This is a genomic window from Rhizobium sp. 01T417, assembly GCF_056398905.1.
In genome coordinates, this window is record NZ_JBFTQH010000053.1 from 1 (window position 1) to 18,650 (window position 18,650).

The following is an 18,650-nucleotide window of genomic DNA, read 5'->3' on the forward strand; positions in this document are numbered from 1 at the left end:
ACATCCCGCGCCACGACATCACCTCCAGCCATCATCGCGAACTGCGTGCAGCAGCGATGGACCTGTGGAAGAAAATCGCTCGGGCATGACAGACAAAAATAAGCCGGCGTTGTGTTCTGCGGCCACTTTGCCGTTAAGTTTACGATGCCCCACGTACCCCGTTTGGCTCCGCTTGGAGGCATTTACTGATTTCATAACATATTGAATTCATGGTAAACGCGGCATTAACCAGAAGTGATATTCGCCATTGCTTCCACTGCTGCTGACGATTGTGGGCTGGCGCGCTAACCATCGATAATGACCGGTTATCGGAAGTGAAGTGTACAGATAACTTGTACGTATGCTTTGGCCATGGCAACGTGGCCGCAGGAGCAAGGTGAATATAGGTGAACGGATTGGTGCCAGCAAGATGGCAGCGGCCGTCTTGCCACCTTGCATGCCGCTTTGCGGTGTGGGCAGGAGCCCGCCGGACGACGCACCGATCGAACGCGCTTACCACCTGATCATCCCTATGAATTCCGCCATGGAAGCCCACTGACGCGCGTCCGCTGCCTGGATACTCTATCACTCGTCGGGAACAGTTCCTCGAGGCTGGCAGACCGCTATTCAAGCAATAAAACACGCTTGCAACCCATCGTTTTCTCACGCATTCCTTATCTGTACAAAACAAGATAAAAGGCGCGCAAAAATTATGGCAAAACGTCAAGCCGACAATCGGTCGCCAGCGCCGAGACGCCTTATCGGTTACGCGCGCGTCTCTAGCGACGATCGGGTCCACGATGCTCAGATGGACGAGCTGCGCGCCGCCGGCTGCGAGAGGATTTTTCAGGAGCACGGATCGGGTACATCACGAGCGCGGCCCGTATTGACGCGACTGCTCGGTGAGCTTACCGCCGGCGACGTGCTTGTCGTCGTCCGTCTGGATCGCCTGGCCCGGTCGGTCAGCCATCTATTGCAAGTGATCGAAGATCTCAAAGGGCGCGGCGTCCACTTCAGGTCCATCCGCGATCCGATCGATACGGCCACTCCACAAGGGATGTTTTCTCTTCAGGTTCTTGGTGCCGTCGCACAGCTCGAGCGAGCGCTTATCGCTGAACGAACCAGGGCTGGTATCAAAGCTGCCAAAGCCCGGGGCAAGCTGCCAGGAAACCCCGGACTTCGAGAACGGCGACCAGACGCGATCAGGGCGGTGTCGAAGGCCCGGGCAAAACTCTATCTCGACGAGCTGATCTCGTCTGCCCAAACCTGGCTTCCTACCGTTCGGCAAATGCGTCCGCAGCACACCTGGGACAATGTCGTGCGGGTCCTCAATCGCCGCGGCCATGACTGGACGGTGGAAAGGCTGCGTCGCGCCGTGCATCGCATGGTCCGCGAGAAACTGGCCGAACCCGAGCTCCTGGCTCGCTCGCCGCGCCGCGGGCCAGAGGATTATCTCATGAAGCTAGTCGCGGCGATTACCATTGCCGATCCCGACCTTTCGCTGCGTGACATTGCCACCCAGCTGGATCAGATGGGAGAGCGGCCGGCGCGCGGTGGACGCAAATGGCAGCCATCGTCCGTTCGTCACCTGCTGGATGAGGCGCATCGGTTCGGCCTCATCCGCCATTGAGAGCATGGACCACGCTTGGGTCCACTACCCCTGATCTCCAAACCACTTCACCAATGCAGGTGACGTCAGCCTTGAGACTCCGTCCAGAACTCGAAAGCCGGCACCTCGCCAGCGACATCATCCAAAGCCAAGGCTGGAAATCTCTACCGAAATCAGGGCGGGCAGGAAACCGCGCAATCGGCAAGTTGATGCGTTCCTCGAAAGGCAGAAAATCCAGCCTGAAACGGTGTTCGTCGTAGGGGAGTCGCAAAGGCTTCGGGCGTGCGCAAGGACGGCATCTTCCCAAGCCAGGTTAGGCGGGATTCTCAGAGCACGATGACTGTCGGCATGATAGCGGCCAGCAATATCCCGGGTAAGCCAGCGCTCAAGCTCGTCGAAGACCATGACAGCATTCTTTTGAGGATCGTAATCGCCGCGGGATGCGACATCGCTTGACGTAGAGCCTGGCAAGAAATGAACGGCTCCCATCATTGCGCCGATGGGCCGCTCGATGTGCCCGCCAAAACGCGACGGGCGACCGGTCGGTGGATAAGGTCAATGCCGTGCTCAGTCGCCCCCCACGCGAGGGCTCTTCCCGGCTCCAAGGCCTCGTCGGGATGGTCACCGAGAGCGCAGTAAGCGGTGAAGAGATGATCGAAGATCAGTTCAAAATCGCGCCGCTTCGACAGAGTGTTCAAGACTCCACACGAAGAGCTCTCTGCTTACGCGCGATCACATCGTCGACCGCGCGTGCCATTGCCTCTTCAGACATAGACGCTCCGCTTAGCCGCCGGTGAATCTAGCGAAATCGACGATTTTAGGCTCACGTCATCTCCTTTGCTTCCAGAATTGTTACCTAGTCGCATATGTCAAAAATTTTCTCGATGGCGCTATTTCCAGCTGAGACCGGTCGAAGGCGGCCCTCCCCTGCCCTCTCTCGCCATCCATCTCGGCCGCACGAAACATCGGGTGCCGATCAGGATGAGGTCGTCTATCTCACTGCCGGCCGGTCGAGGCGTTGAACGTCCGGCTCGACGCCGCCAACATCGACAAAGGATCGATTTTCCGGGCGATCAATCGCTGAGGCAATGTTCCGCGCCGTCCGCTCGATCCGAAGGCAGTCAACGATATCGTCAAGCAAAGGGTGGCGATGGCTGAGTTGGAGCCCCGGGATTTCTCCTCGCACGGATTGCGGTCGGGGTATCTGACCGAAGCGGCTAATCGTGGCGTCCTCTGCCCGAGGCAATGGAGCAGTCACGGCACCGGTCCCTTCGAGCTATTACAACAACGTCGCGGCGCAGCGGGCGCGCCGCCCGCCTGCTCTAGGATCACAACCAACACCAAGATGACGTTCGATTGAGCCGGAAGAACGCTTCGTTCAATCCGACGCAACTTGAGCCACCCGATTCGCCATCTTCCAGCGGGCCACTCGACATCGAGGCGGGCTTCGTCCGGAGACGGCTCCGCCCTCCGTCCTTGACCCTTCAATATACGGTTCAAGGTGCTCCACGATCCTGTGGGTTGTCTGCCGCGACCGGTTGTAGCCTCCAACGAAGTCGACGATGCTGGCCCGGAATCAGAGGGGAACTTACAATGCAATCCGGCCTGGCGACGATTACAATTGCTGACGATGGCCACAGCGAACACGTCGCGTTCGAGCTTTCAGGCCGCTCGGGACTTCTCTTTGCGCACCAAGAACTCTTGATGCGTGCCAAGAATGCAAAGGCCGTGCGACTGGCATTTCTGACGGCGAGGTCCGAGCATCTGATCCGGATCGGAAATGTAGACGCCAGCTGTGCAAATTTCTCCATCCTCCAGGACCTCAATCCGTCCTGACAGCAATTTCGACGGGCAATCAATTACTGCGAAGTTCGTCTTGAATCAAAGGCGCTGACGGTTCGCGCCTCGGGGCGCCCCAATCGCTATGATCGCGACAGTGCCGCACCGGTTTGTCGATCGGATCTCGGAACAACGACTTTTCACCTCCGTTTCAAAGTTAGTTGCAATCACGCAGCGGTTCTATGGAGGCAGTCATGCACCTGAAATTAGTCGCCACGTCGGTCCTGGCCATCGGACTTGCCAGTTCGGCCTTTGCACAGTCAAACCCGGCTCCGGCGGGTTCCACCATGGACAAGAACCATGGCGCCGCCACAAGCACGACCAAACCCATGAAGATGAAGAAGGTTGATAAGTCGACCACCGGCAGCACAACCCAGAACTTCAACAAGGAAAACTGCAAGTCGATCAAAGGAAAGAATTCGTTGCAGACCCAGGGCGGGAACAGCAACACAGAGAATGCCGAAGACACTTGCGCGGACAATAACAACTGATCTGCGGTACGGCCTTCGGAAGGATGGCGTAGTATGAGACTTCGCCATCCTGTCCTTTAATGTCCTCTTCTCCATCCGAGGCTTTGACGGGCGACAGGTTTAGGGTTCAGCGCAGATCCCTGGGCGGGCATTATCCATCGCATGGACGCCACGCCGGTCGCTGCCGGTTTGCTCTCTAAACAATTTTCGGTGGACAACACCGATTTCTTGAATTGTGCAGCCGCGAATCTTTTGACAGCCGTGCAAACAGCAAAAATATCTCGCAAAATCAGCATGTTGATTCGCTTTTAGCGGCTCTGCCGTACGCACTTCGCCATTGGAAGGCGTTTCTACCGGAGAACCGGGCATATTAAGCCTTTGTTAACTAAAAACTTCTTGCGCCATTCAGAGAATCGCATCTAAATCACGCTTAAGATGCAAATCGCTTGAGAAAAGCGTTATTCCGGAAAATGGCAAGATATGAACATGGCACCAGTCTTCATCGAAGACCTTGAGTTTGACAAGGAAATCCTTGAGCAAGGCGAACTCATCTCCGACAAGCTGAACATGCTTCGGCTGGAACAGTACCCACCGAACGCTATGAAGGGCCTCAGGCACTTCTCGTTGGCCGAGGTTGCCGAGTACCTCGGCGTCACCCAAAACCATATCAAGAAGCTCCATCTCGAAGGCAAGGGCCCTGCACCTCAACTGTCGGGCTCTGGCCGTCGCTCGTATACCGCCGAGCAGATGATGGAACTGCGTCGTTATCTCGACAAGCATGGCCGATCGGATTTCAAGAAGTATGTGCCGCATCGCCGCAATGGCGAGGAGCTGCAGGTCATCTCCGTCGTCAACTTCAAGGGCGGTTCGGGCAAGACGACGTCCGCAGCCCACCTCGCGCAATATCTCGCGCTAACCGGCCACCGCGTGCTTGCAGTCGATCTCGATCCTCAGGCATCGTTCACGTCGCTCCATGGCATCCAGCCCGAGCTCGACCGCAATCCATCCTTCTATGAGGCTCTCCGCTACGACAGCGAGCGCAAGTCGATCAAGGAGCTGATCCGGCCCACGAACTTCCCGGGCCTCGACATCGTTCCAGCAAATCTTGAACTGCAGGAATACGAGTATGAGACGCCTCTTGCCGCCTCATCCAAGAACCAGCAGGAAGGCAAGCTATTCTTCACCCGCATTTCGCAGGCCCTTAAGGAGGTCGACGCTGACTACGATGTCGTCGTCATCGACTGCCCGCCGCAGCTTGGCTACCTCACATTGACGGCGCTCAGCGCTTCGACGGCGGTTCTTATCACCGTCCATCCGCAGATGCTCGACGTCATGTCAATGAGCCAGTTCCTGTTGATGCTTGGCGGCATCCTTGAATCGATCAAGGGGGCAGGGGCCTCGGTCAAGCTGAAATGGTTCCGCTACCTGGTAACGCGTTATGAACCGATGGACCAGCCGCAGGCGCAGATGGTCGGGTTTCTCCAGGCGCTGTTTAACAAGCGCATGTTGAAGAACCAGATGCTGAAGTCCACGGCGATCTCGGATGCCGGCATTACCAAGCAAACCTTGTACGAAATTGAGAAGTCGCAGTTTACCCGCTCCACCTACGAACGAGCGGTAGAGAGCCTGAATGCGGTCAATGGCGAGATTGTTTCCTTGATCCACGGCGCGTGGGGACGGAAGTGACGTTTTTGACAGCCGTGCAATGGATCAAAAAGTCGATTGCTTTCAGGGAGATGAATACCAAAGGCGGAGATGGAAATGGCTAGAAAGAACCTCTTTGCGAGCGTAACGGCGACGCTGGGCGACGATGTCGACCGCGCCGCCGTCACTGCGTCTGAAGCACGCGCCTCCTATACGCGGCGAGGGGCGTCACGCTCGATGATCCAGTCGCTTGACGAGCTTGCCGAGACCTCCATGCGGGTGCTTGACGGAGAGACCGTCATATCGCTCGATCCAGGCGATCTCGATGGTTCTTTCGTCGCCGATCGGATTGGCGACGACGACGAGGCATATACCAGTCTTCGGGAGGCCATTCGCCTCTCAGGCCAATCCACCCCAATTCTTGTGCGGCCGCATCCAACCGATGACGGCCGATACATGATTGTGTTCGGCCATCGTCGTGCGCGTGCCGCGCGCGAGCTTGGTTTGAAGGTACGTGCCGTCGTCAAGCCGCTTGCCGATATCGAGCACGTTATTGCCCAAGGCCAGGAAAATACGGCCCGCGCCGATCTGACCTTTATCGAAAAGGCGATCTTTGCCAGCAAGCTGCAGCGAAGCGGAATGTCCCGCGACGTCCTTAAGACAGCGCTTACCGTCGATGACAGCCTTTTGTCGCGCATGCTTTCCGTTGCCGAAGTCGTTCCTGACAGCGTGCTGGACGCGCTGGGGGCTGCCAAGGGCGTCGGCCGAGATCGGTGGGAAGAGTTGAAGAAACTCGTTCTCAATCCGTCTGTGGCCCAGCGAGCGTGCCAGACGGTGAAGGAGGACGGCTTTGCCGCCTTCACGAGCGAGGACGCGAGATTTCTTTATCTTCTCACGGCCCTGAAGAGCTCGAGCAAGTCAGGTCGTCCGTCCAAGCAGAAGCCCGCCGTTTCGGCCTGGGCTCCGGCAGATCAGTCGGTCAGCGTGACGGCAAAGCCCAAGGCCAACGGCCTTGTGATGGAGTTTGGAAATCCGAAGGGCAAGTCCTTCGGCCAGTGGCTCTCCAGCAATATGGACAGCCTCTTCGAGCAGTATTCAAGATCAACCGAAAAACAGCAAACGGGAGACTGAACAGCAAAAGAAAAAGGCCCCCTCAACGTTGCCGCCGTGGAAGCCTTCCTCTGAACTAGACACTTAGAGAATCGCATTTCCTCGAATCGCAGTCAAGAGTCTTTGGCACCGTTTTGGTGAGCAATTTTCTTTTGCCTTCTGAAAGGTGAAGGAAAATGCACGGTGAACACATAACGACGCCCTTTGGGCGGCGGCCGATGACGCTTGCGCTCGTGAAACGCCAGACAATCGTTTCCGAAATCAGGCAAGGCAAATCAGCAAACAAGTGGAAGATCTTCCGCGACGTCTCCGAGGCCAAGGTGATGCTTGACCTTAAGGACCGGAGTCTGGCCGTCCTCGATGCCCTCTTGAGTTTCCACCCGGAAAATGAGCTAAGGCAGGACGCGCAGCTTGTCGTCTTCCCTTCGAATGCGCAGCTTTCGCTTCGCGCCCATGGTATCGCCGGAGCAACGCTTCGCAGGCATCTCGCTTTCCTCGTCGAGGCAGGTCTCATCCTGCGCAAGGACAGTGCGAACGGCAAGCGCTACGCCCACCGGGGGAGGGGAGGGGACATTGAAAGCGCCTTCGGGTTCGATCTGTCACCGCTGCTTGCGCGCGCAGATGAGTTTGCAGCGTTTGCCAATCAGGTTGTCGCAGAACGAACAGCGATCCGCAGAGCCAGGGAGAAGCTTACAATCTGCCGGCGCGACGTTCGCAAGCTCATCGCCATGGCCGCCGAGGAAGGTGTCAGTGGCGATTGGAACAGCATTAGCGACGCCTGCACCGCCCTCCTGAAACCACTGAACCACTCGGCCAGCCTTGAGACCATCAATCGTGTTCTCAACGAGATGGGCCTTCTGTTGTCCGAAGTCATCAATATCCTGAAATTCCACTCAGATTCCGATAATCCAAGCACCAATGATGCTCACAGTGAGCACCACACACAGAGTTCATATACTGAATCTCATATTGAATCTGAACGTGACCGCAAACCTCCCGCTTGCGAACCAGACGCCGATCGTGGATCTGAGCGAAGCCGCACCGAGAACGTCCCACTGAGCATGGTGCTCAGGGCGTGCACAAACATTGGCGCCTACGGACCAGGAGGAACCATTGCCACATGGCGGGACCTGATGGCCGCATCGGCCGTTGTCAGATCGATGCTCGGCGTCAGCTCCGCCACCTTTGAGGATGCCTGCCATGTGATGGGACCGGAAAACACTGCCATCACTATCGCCTGCATCCTGGAGCGCGCTCGCCACATCAACTCGGCCGGCGGTTATCTGAAGGATTTAACCCGACGCGCTCGCCAGAAGGCGTTTTCGCCTACGCCGATGCTGATGGCCCTGTTGCGCGCGAATTTAGGTGCAGAGGGCCGCGCTCGCACAATCACGTAGAAACCTGGCCATTTCGGTGCTTATTGCGTCGAAACAAATCATCATCAGGAACCACGAATGACGTCCAAAAGGCAGCGCTTTTCCCATTTTGCCGAAGTCATCAACGTATCCCTGGGGTTTGACCACCAACCAGCAACGGAAAAGAATGCTTGGTTTACTTCCGCAAGCAGCGCGGCTTCTTGGAATGTCAAGGATGTTAGACCCGACCAGAAAATACTCACGACCACGTCACGCCAGTCCAGAACCCCTCACAAAGTGTGGCTTTTACTTCCCGATTTCAATTGGAGCGCTAAGCTGAAAATCAAACGCGTGAATTTTACCTGACGATCTCGCAACACCGATAGGGGAGGGGCCTTCAAAGCCCCGACGCCGTGGTGAGCGGCTTCCTTATGCCGGGGAGGGCAGCAGCAGCATGGTTGTTGCGGATGCCGACCATGACCGTCGCGATGGCACGGTCCTTGCGATCGAGTTTCTTGTTGCCACGCTGGGCGTAGTTCCAGGACAACGAAGAGAGACGGCGTTCGATTGTTGTGACCGAGTTGGGCTGGCGGTCCGCCGTTGTGGCGCCTGACGCGCAGGATCCGGGGAAGGGGAGCAAGGTTCTGCCGGCGGCACTAAATTAGGCGGTAAAATGCTTCCAGTCCGAGGCGTAGGCCTTGCGGGTGTTGGCGGAGCTGGAGGCCTCGACATAAACGCGGGCCCGATCAGCGAGGCGCTCGAGCCGCGCCGGCAGGGCGGCCCTCGTTTCTGGAACAAGGGAGGGGAGTGCAGTGCCACCAGGATTGGCATCGACCGTTACACCACCCGGTGTGGGAGAGATCGACTTTTTGCGGTTCCGAGCCCGTCGCTGAGCCGCTCACGCGGTGTCTCCCAGGGATTGATCACAGTTGCGTCCGTGTCTTCAAAATCCTTGACGTTGCGCGTGACGAGGATCAGGTCGTGGACGGTGGCGGTCGCGGCGATCAACCCGTCAATATCGCCACGCGGCCGGATCGCGGCGATGCGGCCCCATTCGACGGCGATCTGGTCGGTCACCGGCAGGATGCGGTCGACATGGTCGTGGCGCAGCTTACGCAGCCATTCGGCGAGATGAGCGGCGGCCTTCGGATCCGACTTCTGTTTCAGCGCAATGCCGCGCATGATTTCGGCGAGGGTCAGCGCGCTCAGATGGATGCTGAGCGGGTCTACCGAGCGCAGCCAGGCAACCGCCTGCGGCGTGCCGCGTCGCGCCTCCGAAACGATGTTGGTGTCAACCAGATACATCAGAAGGCCACGTCGCGGCTTGGCGTCTTGGCGCGCTCCTCGACCGCATCGGCGAGCTCATCGTCCCAAGCGGGACCGCCAAGCAGATCGTCGACCAGCGTCGGTCGGCCGGCGCGCAGAGCGTCGTAGTCGTGGGCGGACAGCACCACGGCAGTGCGCTCTCCACGAAGCGTGACGATCTGCGGCCCCTCGTGTCGTGCCTTCTGCACTACTTTCGAGAAATGGTTCTTGGCGTCCTGCAGTTGCCATTCCATTGTTTTGCTCCAAACTAGCTAGACTGTCTAGCCATGTGCACCTGTTTTTCGGCGATTGAAAGCGCAAATTTGCGCCGATCGAGGGCGATTTCGGCCTGATTTCGGTGGCCTCTCTAAAGAAGAAAGAGACGTCCGATAAGGTTTAGGGTTCGGATGCCGTCAGGCACGCTACGCGTGATCGGGGCAGCTCTGCCATTGCTGCGCAAGCAGGGGAGCGGCCATATCATCGGCGTTTCCAGTGTGGCAGGCCTCGTCGCAAGCCCGATCATCGGATTCTATCACGCCTCTAAATGGGCGTTCGAGGCGATGCATTTGCCCCCGCAGGATAATTCCCGGGCTATCGATCTAGACTCAAAACGCCGGGTTATGCACACTTCTATGCTCGCTCACCGAAACTGCTGCCACAGATTTTGCCCCCCGGGCACGCCGGGCGATCGACATCTTTGGTCGATCTTGCGGACCACCGGCCGCGGTCGCGGTTTGCGCTCAGTCAGGCTTGAAGCCTATCACCATCGAGTCCGGCCCCAGCAACGGCTCGACGCGCGTCGCCACGAAACCGGCGTCGTGCATCCATGCCTGGCAGTCGCCGCCGGTGTAGTCGAACCCGCCGGGGGTCTCGATCAGCATGTTCAGGCTCATCAGAAGGCCGAAAGCGTTCAAGCGGCGCTCGTCATCGATGACGGCATCGTAGACGATCACGGCCCCGCCCTTCGGCAGCGCGGCAAAGGCCTTTTCCAAGAGCATCCTCTTCTCGGCAAGATCCCAGTCGTGCAGGATATGCCCCATCAAGATCACATCCGCATTCGGCATCGGGCCGTCAAAGAAGTTGCCGCTTTGGAAGCGGATACGGTCAGCGAGACCCTGTCGGGCGATGAACTCGTCGAATATCGGCTGTACGGCGGGCAGGTCGAAGCCGATGGCCTGAAGATGCGGATGCGCTTTTGCGATCACCACCGGCACCATGCCCTGCGCCGCGCCCACATCGACGAAGCTCGTGTATTTCGACCAGTCGAACCGGGCGGCGATCGCCTGTGCCGCACCGGCGCTGATCCCGCTCATCGCTTCGAGGAAGCCGCGCAGCCGCGCCGGCTCCGCATAGATCGTGGCGAAGAAATCTTCGCTGTGCTTGGCTTCGTTTTGCGGCTCCCCGGTGCGCAGGGCTTCGGTCAGCGAGCCCCAGAAACCGTAGAGCCGGGCATTGGCCATTTCGAGGATGCCGCCAATATAGGAGGGCTTGCCTTTGTCGAGGAAGAGGTCTGTATCAGGGGCATTGCGATAGCGGCCGTCCTCGCGTTCGAGCAGCTTCAGGGCCACTAAGGAGTCGAAGAAGTCGCGTGCCGCTCGGGGATGCAGGCGCAGCCTGGCCTGCAGGTCGCTGAGGTTGGCCGGGCCGGCCGCGAGCGCGGTGAAGACGCCGAGCTCCACCGCGCTGAGCATGGCTTTGGAGGCCCAGAACCCCATGCCGAGCTGCATGATGTTGTCCGGCGTCGTTTCCCCCATCGTACCTCTCCTCCTGATCGTATCGTCGAACAGCATCTGGGATTGGTGCGGAAACCGATGCGGTCCGGCCTGGCATGCCCAGTCCCGTCTCGTCGAGGCACCCTGCAAAGGAAAATAGAGCGTTTTGCGATGTCCTGCAATTAATCAAGAAGCACTACGTGAGCAGGCGAATGCTCGTGCATCCGACGAGCGGCGCCCCGACCACTTGCCGCCCTGTCTGTCATGTAGACGCAGTTGCAAACATGTTTTCCTCCGATTGGCTCGGATGTAGTACATCCCTACAATCACCGATATTGCCCCCCTTGCTCATTAATGTCGGTTCAACGCTGCAAGATCGGAGCTTCGCCGATACAGTGGCTAAGTTGGCCGCCTGGCGAGCAAACCGGCACGAATACGGTCTACCTTCGAGGGGAGGGAGGGAGCGATGTCGGCGTCAGTGTCGAGCTGCAAATCGGATCGTTTGAGGCGCTGATAGCGTGCCTGAGCGGACAGACGATCTGCAGTGGAGACAGGTTCGATCGGATTGCCCTTAAGATCAAAACGCATTGAGTCCGGTTGCGCAGTCGCAAAGAAATATCGCTTTGAGTGGATGTAGGCTCCGGTCGCTTTCCTTAGCGTCGTCACGGAGATATCCGGCTTCAACAGTAGACGGACCTCGTTCCAGAGACCGACTGCAAACGGTTTGATCGGATCGCCGATCGTCGCAGGCAGAACATCAATGGGCTGGCGCAGCAGCGCGTTGATGTCTCCTGCCTTGGCAAGATCGGACTCGTTGGCCTCAATCGGTCCACGACTGTAAGTCCACGGCTTAGTCATCGAATGTCACCTCTGGTTTCGTCCTAGCGGGCGATCGTGAAACGAGTTTGACAAACGAGACGTCCGCTTCACGGCTTCAGTTAGGAATGGATCAAGGCGCAATCAAGTTCGATGCGGTGGGGCAAGGCAAGGCATTTCAGCATCCAGCCAAACCTCGGCGTCGGCCCCGTCAATGGGCCTTTGGAAGTCAATTCGTTCCCGCACCAACGACGTCGGCATGGCGCGACTGGGGCCCAAGGACTGGCATCTCTCTGTCCAATTCCAACAGCAGCCTGAAAAAGACGATGGCATCATCCGGGCGGTAGGGTTTCTTCAGGAAACGACAGCGGCGAGGAAGGCTCGATTGCCTGAGGCTGACGATCCCTGATGTGATGACGATCGCAATGTCCGGCCAGTCACGGTGAATTTGAACTGCCAAGGCGACACCGTCCACATTGCCAGGAATGTTGATCGCGGTGAACACGAGTGCGATATCGCCCTGGCGATCGAGACATCGCAAGGCCCCGTCACCAGTTTCAGCTTCAATCGCGCGAAAGCCCGCGGCCCCAATAGCTGCAACCATCGAAGTGCGCAGGATTGCGTCTGCCTCTACGACGAGAATCCTGTGCGAATCTTCTTTCCCGGTTGCTGACTGCTGCAAGGCCCACCTCCTTGTCCGGAGCTGGATTTAAACACGATTGATGCATTGCAACAATATGCTGCCGCATCGCACTTTGCAAAGTCAGTCGGTCGTTGGAGCGCGATCGGCTTGCGGAGCCTTCGTCCCGCCACCGAACGCGTTTTCGAGATGATAGTCTCGTCTTCAGGCCGACGCTGGGCGTCGCGCAGGATATTGGATCTAGTCCTTTCCTGTATGCCGCGACACCTACGTATCATTGGCGTCTATTGGGCACTCGGGCAGGCTATCCCGGCTACGTTGATTGGCGATGCATCCGCGATCTGATCGAGATAAACCTGACGCCGCAGCGTGGCGGGAGATGAGCCACGTTTGTCGGTTCTTTCCCGCTCGACGGGGCAACGCAAGGTGTCCGGTCTGGCCGGAAGTGAAATTGTTGCTGCGCGCCCGTAATCGCATCCACGGCAGATTGCGGCGGCAACACGGGAAATTTCATTCCACTCGTGTCATGTGGATCAGCCGCTACCAGACGATCCTCAACCCAACCCGCCCGGAAACGGCGCTGAAGTCTTCGCCCCCAAGGTTGAAATAGTAGGATGCATTGGCATAGGCCCGCACGTTCTCGGAGAGATCCGCGGTTACACCTCCGCCCAGTTCCAGCATCGTCGCCTTGCGCGTGGCGTCGACCGGAAATGTGTTGAAGGTTACGACGTCTGTCGTTTCGAATTCGTGCCAGAGGTTGGCGAGCAAGAAAGGTGACACCGGCTTGCCTTCGTAGTCGTAGTCGCCCTGCAGGCGCAAGCCCACGCGGCCAGTGAATGCGTCGTTGTTGTCGTAGTTGATCGTACCACCCGGGTCGTGGGCCTCATCGAAATTCAGGTACTGCCAGATGATTTGCGCTTGCGGCTCGATATCCCAGTGATCGGTTGCTTTGAACCTCGTCCCTGTCTCCAGTGACGCCGTCACTGCATCGCCGTTGAAGCTGCTGTCATATGCGCCTATCGAGTGGGTGTCGGTGTCCAGCCATGAATTCATCAGGACGCCGTCGATGTAGCTACCATTGTCCCAGGTCCGGGTCCAATAAGCGGCAATGCTGTAGCTGTCGATTGAAAGATCGCCGACGTGGATGCTGTTGAGATTGAGCGCATCCGCCGTGATGTCGCCCCATGCACGAGAATAGCCGGCAAAGACGCCGAACGTATCCAGCACACCCTTGCCCTCGCGCTCGTAGAACGGCGCCCCAATTTCGAAGCCAAAGGCCTGCCCATCGTACTTTTCGTCGAGCAGGCGGGTTAGATCCTGATCGTAGCTCTCGCCGAAAACGCGCGTCCAGACTGCGTTGCCAGCCTGCTCACGGGCCATCCAATCCTGCTCTCCGTGGCGCTCGTGGAAGGTGCCGAGCGTCGTCCTGAGCAGGCCGCGTGACACCGCTGGAACGACCGTCATGATCGGAACCTCGGGTCGGATCGTCGGGCCGGGATCGAAGGTTCCCGGATCGCCGCCATCTCCGTCAAGGTCGTCGCCGTCACCACCACCACCGTTGTCACCACCACCACCGTTGTCGCCGCCGCCGTTGTCGCCGCCACCGCCGTCCTCACCCGACTCGTTGCGCAGATACCAGTTGTTTACCGTGCCCGGCACAGACGAGCCCTTGTACAGCAGATACTCGTAGATCCCCGCGCTGACTCGGCGACTTAGAAAGAATGATCCGTTCGCGGTCGTGGCCCCATTGATCGCCTCGACAACCAAGATCCCTTGGTCCGTCTCGTCACCGGCGCCGCCGACATTCGTTTCGACAATTCCAGTCGATCCAGACGCCGTTCCTGAATCGATCACGAGCTTGTCTGCCGCCGAGCTGTCGTTGCCGAGCGTGCTCTGGAGCCACAACTGACCAGAATTGCCGACGTAGTTACCGACAATCTTGAGCGAGTCCGAGGTGGAGTTCGAACCGGTTGTGAGGTCGATTACACCGGCGTTGGTTACAGTCACACGTCCGCCTGCGGTCGCTGGCGAAATCGTAGACTGGAAGCCGCTGCCGTTCAGCACGCTGGTCGAGTCGATGCTCAGTGCGCCGCTGCCGGTACCGCTATCACCGAGGACAAGATTGTTGTTCATCTTGAGGGTCGAGCCCTGCTCGAGCGAGATCAGTTCCCAGTTGATCAACCGGTTCGGATTGCTCCCTTGAGTGTTCTGCCAGGTCAGCGTGTCGTTGCCCTGGCCGCCATTGATCTGGATCGTTTTGAGCTGCGTGTCGGTCAATCCCTGGAAGAGAGCCACATCGTTCGCGTCGCCCATGTCGATGCCGCCAATCAGGCCGCCGGTCCAAAGCATCGAATCGTCGTTGGCTCCGGCATTGAGAAAGCCGGTGACTTCGCCGCCCGACAACTCGAAGCGGTCTGTGCCTGCGGATTGGTTGACCGATGTGTTCACCCGGCCGCCCAGCATCTGAAAAAGATCATTGCCGGCGCGTTGATCGACGGTGCCATTGATTACGCCCGGATTGTAATTGACGATGGTGTCATTACCGGTGCCGAGCAGCGTATTGCTCTGAATGGTGCCGTAGTTGTCGATGCGGGTCTGGCTTGCACCGTTGATGAAGACGCCATTGTTGATGAAGGATCCTGCGTTGTTCAGGATTGTCGTCGTGCCATCGCCGTTGACCGTGATCCCCGGGTTCAATGTGCCGTTGTTGGTGATCGTGTTGTTGCTGTTGCCGGTGAACGAAAAGGCCGAGTTGATGGAGGCATTGGCGTTGTTGGTCACCGAGTAGGTGCCATTGCCGGTGATCACCAGACCGCTATTGATGTTGCCGGAATTTACAAAGGTGATGAAACCGTTGTTGTCGAGCGTGACGCTCTGCAGGTTTCCCGCGGTGGTCACGCCAAGAGTGCCGATATTGGAGAGGGTGAGCGGACCGTTGAAGTTGGTACCGGAGAGGATGTCGACCGTGAGCGTGCCGAGGCTGGCAGTGCTGCTGTAGCCGGATGGATTGCCCGTGCAGGTCACCGTTTGACCGGAGGTGGGGCTTGCCGGATCGCAATCCGCGAATGCCGGCAGAGTGATGAAGAAGCTAAGGATGCTGACTAGGGGAGGAAGAGATCGTTTGCGGGGTGAGGGAAAAGATTTGCGACGGTACTTCGTAGATCCATTCCATTTCGTCATACTGCGCTTCTCCGCCATACGCGTTAAGGAATCCCCAGCAGTGGCTTCATCATTGTACAGGTCGACGTGATTGTGAAGCTGGAAATAACCCTTTGGAGCTAAAGCGTTTTGAGCCGTGTACGACTGTGACCTTTCGACCTCGGTACTCGCGCTTCAGACGGCAGGGTAACGTCGAAGTGGAATGACGATTGAGGCCTGCCCTAGGAAATCTTACGCACCCCAACGATTGCCGCGCCCCCGGTCGGATGGCAACAAACTTGCCCGTTCTGATCCGGCGTCCCTCTGACGATCTCGTCTCTGATCATGCCAACAGCGGCCGTCGAAGGCCGGCTGGTGCGGTAAGTCACAGATGTTCCGGTAGAACGGAAGTTCCCACGAGCTTGTGGATGCTCGGTGGTGTCATGTTGTTTGACGTCAGACAATCGCACCTGTGACGGTCTTTGCCATGGCGCAGATCCAATGAATGTGTGCGGCCAGGCTGACCGTTTTTCCGTAGAACGACGCATGGATTGCAGCGTGCTGAAAAGGACAGAGAGCTTTTTTGCGCAACTGGCTTGTGCGGGCCACCCCGAATTACAACGGGACAATGCTCATGGATTGAACTCGTCCCTGACTTCCTGCAAAGCCGGGATCTCACCAATCTTATTGACGGCGACGTCGACCGTCATGCCCAGATAGTCTTTGGCTTCCCCAAACCATGATCCTTCCAACGGTATTGCCTGAGCTGGGTGTCGGGCGACTGCCACCGGGATCAAATTAAACCCCGCTGTTATCTGGTTTGTCGGGTCGTAATCTAACCATCCTGCACCGGGGAGAAATACCTGCAGCCAGGCATGTGTAGCGCCGGCGCCCGTTGTTCCGACCGCGCCGCCGTCCAACGCCGCGTCGTACAAGTAACCTGATACAAAGCGGGAGGCGATCCCGAGCCGGCGCAATGCCTCTATCATCAACCAGGCATAGTCACGGCATGAGCCTGATTTGGTGCGAAGGGTTTCGCCAGGTGACTGGGTTCCTTCTGTTTCTCTCGCACAGTAGGTGAAGTCATCCCGGAAAGTGTTCAGCATCCGACGTAACACATCGATGGTTTGGTCCTGGTCGCGCGCGACGAAGCGCTTGGTCCAGGCGGCTACGCTTCCATCAGGATCTTCGGTATGCGGACGCAAATAGCCCGCGAGATCGGTCCATTCATCGGGGGTATATTGCACCGGGATTTCGTCGGCGCGCGGTTCCAAGGGGAAGGCCTCTACTCCCTTCACTCCGAAATAGACACCTTGGACCTCAAACGTAAACGTCAGTTCGGCGCCGGCTTCGCTGAACTCCATCACGGTCACAGTGTTAGAACGGGGATCGCTGATCCAATGAATTTTCGAGGGAATGCTCGTTTTCGCAGACCAACCGAGCAGACGCGCCCAAGCGCCACGTCGCGGCAAAAACATTGCTCGGTGCGTGCCGAAGGTAACAGGCTTAGCATACCTGTAGGCAGTCACATGTGTAATCTTGCCAAGAATCGCCATATCCACCAGCTCTGCCGCAGAAAAATAGGATCCCTTGCCGAAACGGGCGTGCATGCGTTCAGTCATTTATCCATGACCACCCCATAGCGGGGTGTCAACGGTCTTCACGCGTGCCGTGGCGCTGTGCGCGCGATACTACGGTCAGACCGAGTCGCGCTGAGTACGAAGATTGGATACAACGCGCCGGTTTTGCACCTTGCACGAGCGGCTCGTGCAGTCGCGGACTTCGCGATCGTTGCCGTAGCCCTTGGCCCATACGCGGCTGGCGTCCACGCCCTTCGAAACCAGATAGGCCATCACTGCATCGGCGCGTCGCTGTGAAAGTGTCGTCATTGCTGGAGCAGATCCGGAATCGTCGGCAAATCCCTGCAGCTTGACCAGCCATTGCGGGTTGCTGTTGAGCCAGGTTGCCTGCTTATCCAACGTTGCCTTGGCGACGGTATCCAGCGTGGCCGAATCCTGCGTAAAGTAGGTCCGTCGGCCGACATTCAGAATAAAGTCCTGTTCGCTTCCGGCCGCGACGTTCTCGAAGCCGGGTGCCGGATCGTTGGTCTGCCCGGTCATCGGCGCTACGGCAGGCTCCTCCACCTCGGCGATATCGGTGGTGCTGCAAGCGACAAGCGTCAAGAGCATGGCCGCAGCGACGAGAGGCCTCGAACATCCGACTAAAACAGACATCAGGGTGTTACTCCTCATTCGACCGGAGTCGCTTGGTTCGCCTGAGCGGCATTTTGAGCTTGATCGGCAATGTGGGGCAGGACTTGTACCGCGGTGCCGATGGGGCACCGCTGATAAAGATCGATTGCATCTTCGTTGAACATGCGAATGCAGCCGCTGGAGGCATCCTTGCCGATACTGCCTGGCTCCAGAGTACCGTGGAAACGATAGCCGGTATCGACGCCGTCGCGAAGCAAATACATCGCGCGCGGCCCAAGTGGGTTCTTCGGTGAACCTCCATCTACTGACTCAGGCAGCTCGGGGTGGCGTTGACGCATCTCCGGGGGCGGCGTCCAGCGCGGCCAAAGCGCCTTCTGGTCGATCGTGGCGCGGCCATACCATTTGAAGCCCTCGCGGCCGACACCGACGCCGTAGCGAATGGCCGTCTTGTTCTCCATGATCAGGTAGAGAAAATGATGCGTCGTATCGACAACAACCGTACCAATCGGCTCGCTGCTGAAATATTTGACAACCTGACGGTGCCACTTCCTGTCGATCTTGGAAAAGTTCGTGCTTCGGAACGTCACACCGTTGTCGATACTGGTTCCGGAAAAATAGGAAGCGGTCGCAGCTAAAGTCGGCTTCTCGACTGTCGCCAAGGTTCCGACCGAAGCCAAACCGCCAAGCAGAATATCCCTGCGCGTCCACCTCATCGGCATCCCCCCGAAAGCCAAGCAGCAAGGCGCTCATGTAAAACAGATTTTTCGTGGCCGACAAGAATAAAAATGCATTGCTCTGCACTCGGTGGACTGGCACTACC

At 58.0% G+C, this 18,650-nt stretch carries 15 protein-coding genes and 7 pseudogenes; 10 read left to right on the forward strand and 12 right to left on the reverse strand.

Translation table 11 applies throughout. The features are described from left to right. Both AC1DPR_RS28790 and AC1DPR_RS28795 read left to right on the forward strand, forming a co-directional pair. Nucleotides 1-89, forward strand: a pseudogene (locus tag AC1DPR_RS28790) (IS6 family transposase); the annotation flags it as partial. A 602-nt stretch (nt 90-691) separates the two neighbouring features. Continuing rightward, on the forward strand, nt 692-1,609 hold the full coding sequence (locus AC1DPR_RS28795) for a recombinase family protein (protein WP_477817697.1): 918 nt from the start codon (nt 692-694) through the stop codon (nt 1,607-1,609). A 578-nt stretch (nt 1,610-2,187) separates the two neighbouring features. Here AC1DPR_RS28795 and AC1DPR_RS28800 read toward each other — a convergent pair. Beyond that, nucleotides 2,188-2,296, reverse strand: a pseudogene (locus AC1DPR_RS28800) (type II toxin-antitoxin system RelE/ParE family toxin); the annotation flags it as partial. A 201-nt stretch (nt 2,297-2,497) separates the two neighbouring features. Here AC1DPR_RS28800 and AC1DPR_RS28805 point away from each other — a divergent pair. The 7 genes and pseudogenes from AC1DPR_RS28805 to AC1DPR_RS28835 all read left to right on the forward strand — a co-directional run. Beyond that, nucleotides 2,498-2,914: pseudogene (locus AC1DPR_RS28805) on the forward strand (tyrosine-type recombinase/integrase); the annotation flags it as partial. Between the two features lie 267 nt (nt 2,915-3,181). Next, nucleotides 3,182-3,424 carry a hypothetical protein gene (locus tag AC1DPR_RS28810; protein ID WP_018859811.1) on the forward strand — a complete coding sequence of 81 codons (243 nt, stop codon included), beginning with the start codon at nt 3,182-3,184 and terminating at the stop codon, nt 3,422-3,424. Between the two features lie 197 nt (nt 3,425-3,621). Continuing rightward, nucleotides 3,622-3,918, forward strand: a complete 297-nt coding sequence (locus AC1DPR_RS28815) for a hypothetical protein (protein ID WP_477817718.1) — start codon at nt 3,622-3,624, stop codon at nt 3,916-3,918. A 459-nt stretch (nt 3,919-4,377) separates the two neighbouring features. Continuing rightward, nucleotides 4,378-5,583 carry a plasmid partitioning protein RepA gene (gene repA, locus AC1DPR_RS28820; protein ID WP_018116749.1) on the forward strand — a complete coding sequence of 402 codons (1,206 nt, stop codon included), beginning with the start codon at nt 4,378-4,380 and terminating at the stop codon, nt 5,581-5,583. Nucleotides 5,584-5,658: 75 nt separating this feature from the next. Further along, nucleotides 5,659-6,672 carry a plasmid partitioning protein RepB gene (repB, locus tag AC1DPR_RS28825; protein WP_477817698.1) on the forward strand — a complete coding sequence of 338 codons (1,014 nt, stop codon included), beginning with the start codon at nt 5,659-5,661 and terminating at the stop codon, nt 6,670-6,672. 155 nt (nt 6,673-6,827) lie between these two features. Then, on the forward strand, nt 6,828-8,048 hold the full coding sequence (gene repC, locus AC1DPR_RS28830; RefSeq protein WP_477817699.1) for a plasmid replication protein RepC: 1,221 nt from the start codon (nt 6,828-6,830) through the stop codon (nt 8,046-8,048). A 57-nt stretch (nt 8,049-8,105) separates the two neighbouring features. After that, nucleotides 8,106-8,372: a hypothetical protein gene (locus AC1DPR_RS28835; RefSeq protein WP_477817700.1), complete on the forward strand. Its 267-nt coding sequence runs from the start codon at nt 8,106-8,108 to the stop codon at nt 8,370-8,372. 82 nt (nt 8,373-8,454) lie between these two features. Here the strand turns inward: AC1DPR_RS28835 and AC1DPR_RS28840 are convergent. The 3 genes and pseudogenes from AC1DPR_RS28840 to AC1DPR_RS28850 all read right to left on the reverse strand — a co-directional run. Continuing rightward, nucleotides 8,455-8,781, reverse strand: a pseudogene (locus tag AC1DPR_RS28840) (integrase); the annotation flags it as partial. Nucleotides 8,782-8,912: 131 nt separating this feature from the next. Beyond that, nucleotides 8,913-9,311 (reverse strand): annotated as a pseudogene (locus tag AC1DPR_RS28845) (PIN domain-containing protein); the annotation flags it as partial. Next, the gene (locus AC1DPR_RS28850) at nt 9,311-9,565 is read right to left on the reverse strand and encodes a type II toxin-antitoxin system Phd/YefM family antitoxin (RefSeq protein ID WP_477817701.1); all 255 of its coding nucleotides are present in this window, start codon (nt 9,563-9,565) and stop codon (nt 9,311-9,313) included. The pseudogene AC1DPR_RS28845 and the gene AC1DPR_RS28850, both read right to left, overlap by 1 nt. Before the next feature lie 153 nt (nt 9,566-9,718). On the opposite strand from AC1DPR_RS28850, the pseudogene AC1DPR_RS28855 reads away from it, so the two are divergent. After that, nucleotides 9,719-9,862: pseudogene (locus AC1DPR_RS28855) on the forward strand (SDR family NAD(P)-dependent oxidoreductase); the annotation flags it as partial. Between the two features lie 189 nt (nt 9,863-10,051). On the opposite strand, the gene AC1DPR_RS28860 reads toward AC1DPR_RS28855, so the two are convergent. From AC1DPR_RS28860 to AC1DPR_RS28895, 8 genes and pseudogenes are all read right to left on the reverse strand, one after another. Further along, entirely contained in the window at nt 10,052-11,065 is a 1,014-nt protein-coding gene (locus AC1DPR_RS28860; protein ID WP_477817702.1) for a methyltransferase, read from the reverse strand. Between the two features lie 149 nt (nt 11,066-11,214). After that, nucleotides 11,215-11,353, reverse strand: a pseudogene (locus AC1DPR_RS28865) (GNAT family N-acetyltransferase); the annotation flags it as partial. Between the two features lie 69 nt (nt 11,354-11,422). Further along, a complete protein-coding gene (locus tag AC1DPR_RS28870) occupies nt 11,423-11,881 on the reverse strand; it encodes a ProQ/FINO family protein (RefSeq protein WP_477817703.1) in 459 nt (152 codons plus the stop codon). 187 nt (nt 11,882-12,068) lie between these two features. Next, nucleotides 12,069-12,521 carry a response regulator gene (locus tag AC1DPR_RS28875; RefSeq protein WP_477817704.1) on the reverse strand — a complete coding sequence of 151 codons (453 nt, stop codon included), beginning with the start codon at nt 12,519-12,521 and terminating at the stop codon, nt 12,069-12,071. Between the two features lie 498 nt (nt 12,522-13,019). Next, complete coding sequence (locus AC1DPR_RS28880; RefSeq protein WP_477817705.1) at nt 13,020-15,659, reverse strand: autotransporter family protein; 2,640 nt, start codon at nt 15,657-15,659, stop codon at nt 13,020-13,022. 590 nt (nt 15,660-16,249) lie between these two features. After that, a complete protein-coding gene (locus AC1DPR_RS28885) occupies nt 16,250-17,239 on the reverse strand; it encodes a transglutaminase family protein (RefSeq protein ID WP_477817706.1) in 990 nt (329 codons plus the stop codon). A 75-nt stretch (nt 17,240-17,314) separates the two neighbouring features. Next, complete coding sequence (locus tag AC1DPR_RS28890; RefSeq protein ID WP_477817707.1) at nt 17,315-17,869, reverse strand: OmpA family protein; 555 nt, start codon at nt 17,867-17,869, stop codon at nt 17,315-17,317. Further along, entirely contained in the window at nt 17,866-18,543 is a 678-nt protein-coding gene (locus tag AC1DPR_RS28895) for a L,D-transpeptidase (protein ID WP_477817708.1), read from the reverse strand. The genes AC1DPR_RS28890 and AC1DPR_RS28895 overlap by 4 nt, the downstream gene beginning before the upstream one ends. Nucleotides 18,544-18,650: the final 107 nt, after the last annotated feature.

What these genes read in the sequence shown, in the direction of transcription:
- AC1DPR_RS28795 (WP_477817697.1), top strand. Translation starts at nt 692, where the DNA reads ATGGCAAAACGTCAAGCCGACAATCGGTCGCCAGCGCCGAGACGCCTT.
- AC1DPR_RS28810 (WP_018859811.1), top strand. Translation starts at nt 3,182, where the DNA reads ATGCAATCCGGCCTGGCGACGATTACAATTGCTGACGATGGCCACAGC.
- AC1DPR_RS28815 (WP_477817718.1), top strand. Translation starts at nt 3,622, where the DNA reads ATGCACCTGAAATTAGTCGCCACGTCGGTCCTGGCCATCGGACTTGCC.
- repA (WP_018116749.1), top strand. Translation starts at nt 4,378, where the DNA reads ATGAACATGGCACCAGTCTTCATCGAAGACCTTGAGTTTGACAAGGAA.
- repB (WP_477817698.1), top strand. Translation starts at nt 5,659, where the DNA reads ATGGCTAGAAAGAACCTCTTTGCGAGCGTAACGGCGACGCTGGGCGAC.
- repC (WP_477817699.1), top strand. Translation starts at nt 6,828, where the DNA reads ATGCACGGTGAACACATAACGACGCCCTTTGGGCGGCGGCCGATGACG.
- AC1DPR_RS28835 (WP_477817700.1), top strand. Translation starts at nt 8,106, where the DNA reads ATGACGTCCAAAAGGCAGCGCTTTTCCCATTTTGCCGAAGTCATCAAC.
- AC1DPR_RS28850 (WP_477817701.1), bottom strand. Translation starts at nt 9,565, where the DNA reads ATGGAATGGCAACTGCAGGACGCCAAGAACCATTTCTCGAAAGTAGTG.
- AC1DPR_RS28860 (WP_477817702.1), bottom strand. Translation starts at nt 11,065, where the DNA reads ATGGGGGAAACGACGCCGGACAACATCATGCAGCTCGGCATGGGGTTC.
- AC1DPR_RS28870 (WP_477817703.1), bottom strand. Translation starts at nt 11,881, where the DNA reads ATGACTAAGCCGTGGACTTACAGTCGTGGACCGATTGAGGCCAACGAG.
- AC1DPR_RS28880 (WP_477817705.1), bottom strand. Translation starts at nt 15,659, where the DNA reads ATGACGAAATGGAATGGATCTACGAAGTACCGTCGCAAATCTTTTCCC.
- AC1DPR_RS28885 (WP_477817706.1), bottom strand. Translation starts at nt 17,239, where the DNA reads ATGACTGAACGCATGCACGCCCGTTTCGGCAAGGGATCCTATTTTTCT.
- AC1DPR_RS28890 (WP_477817707.1), bottom strand. Translation starts at nt 17,869, where the DNA reads ATGAGGAGTAACACCCTGATGTCTGTTTTAGTCGGATGTTCGAGGCCT.
- AC1DPR_RS28895 (WP_477817708.1), bottom strand. Translation starts at nt 18,543, where the DNA reads ATGAGGTGGACGCGCAGGGATATTCTGCTTGGCGGTTTGGCTTCGGTC.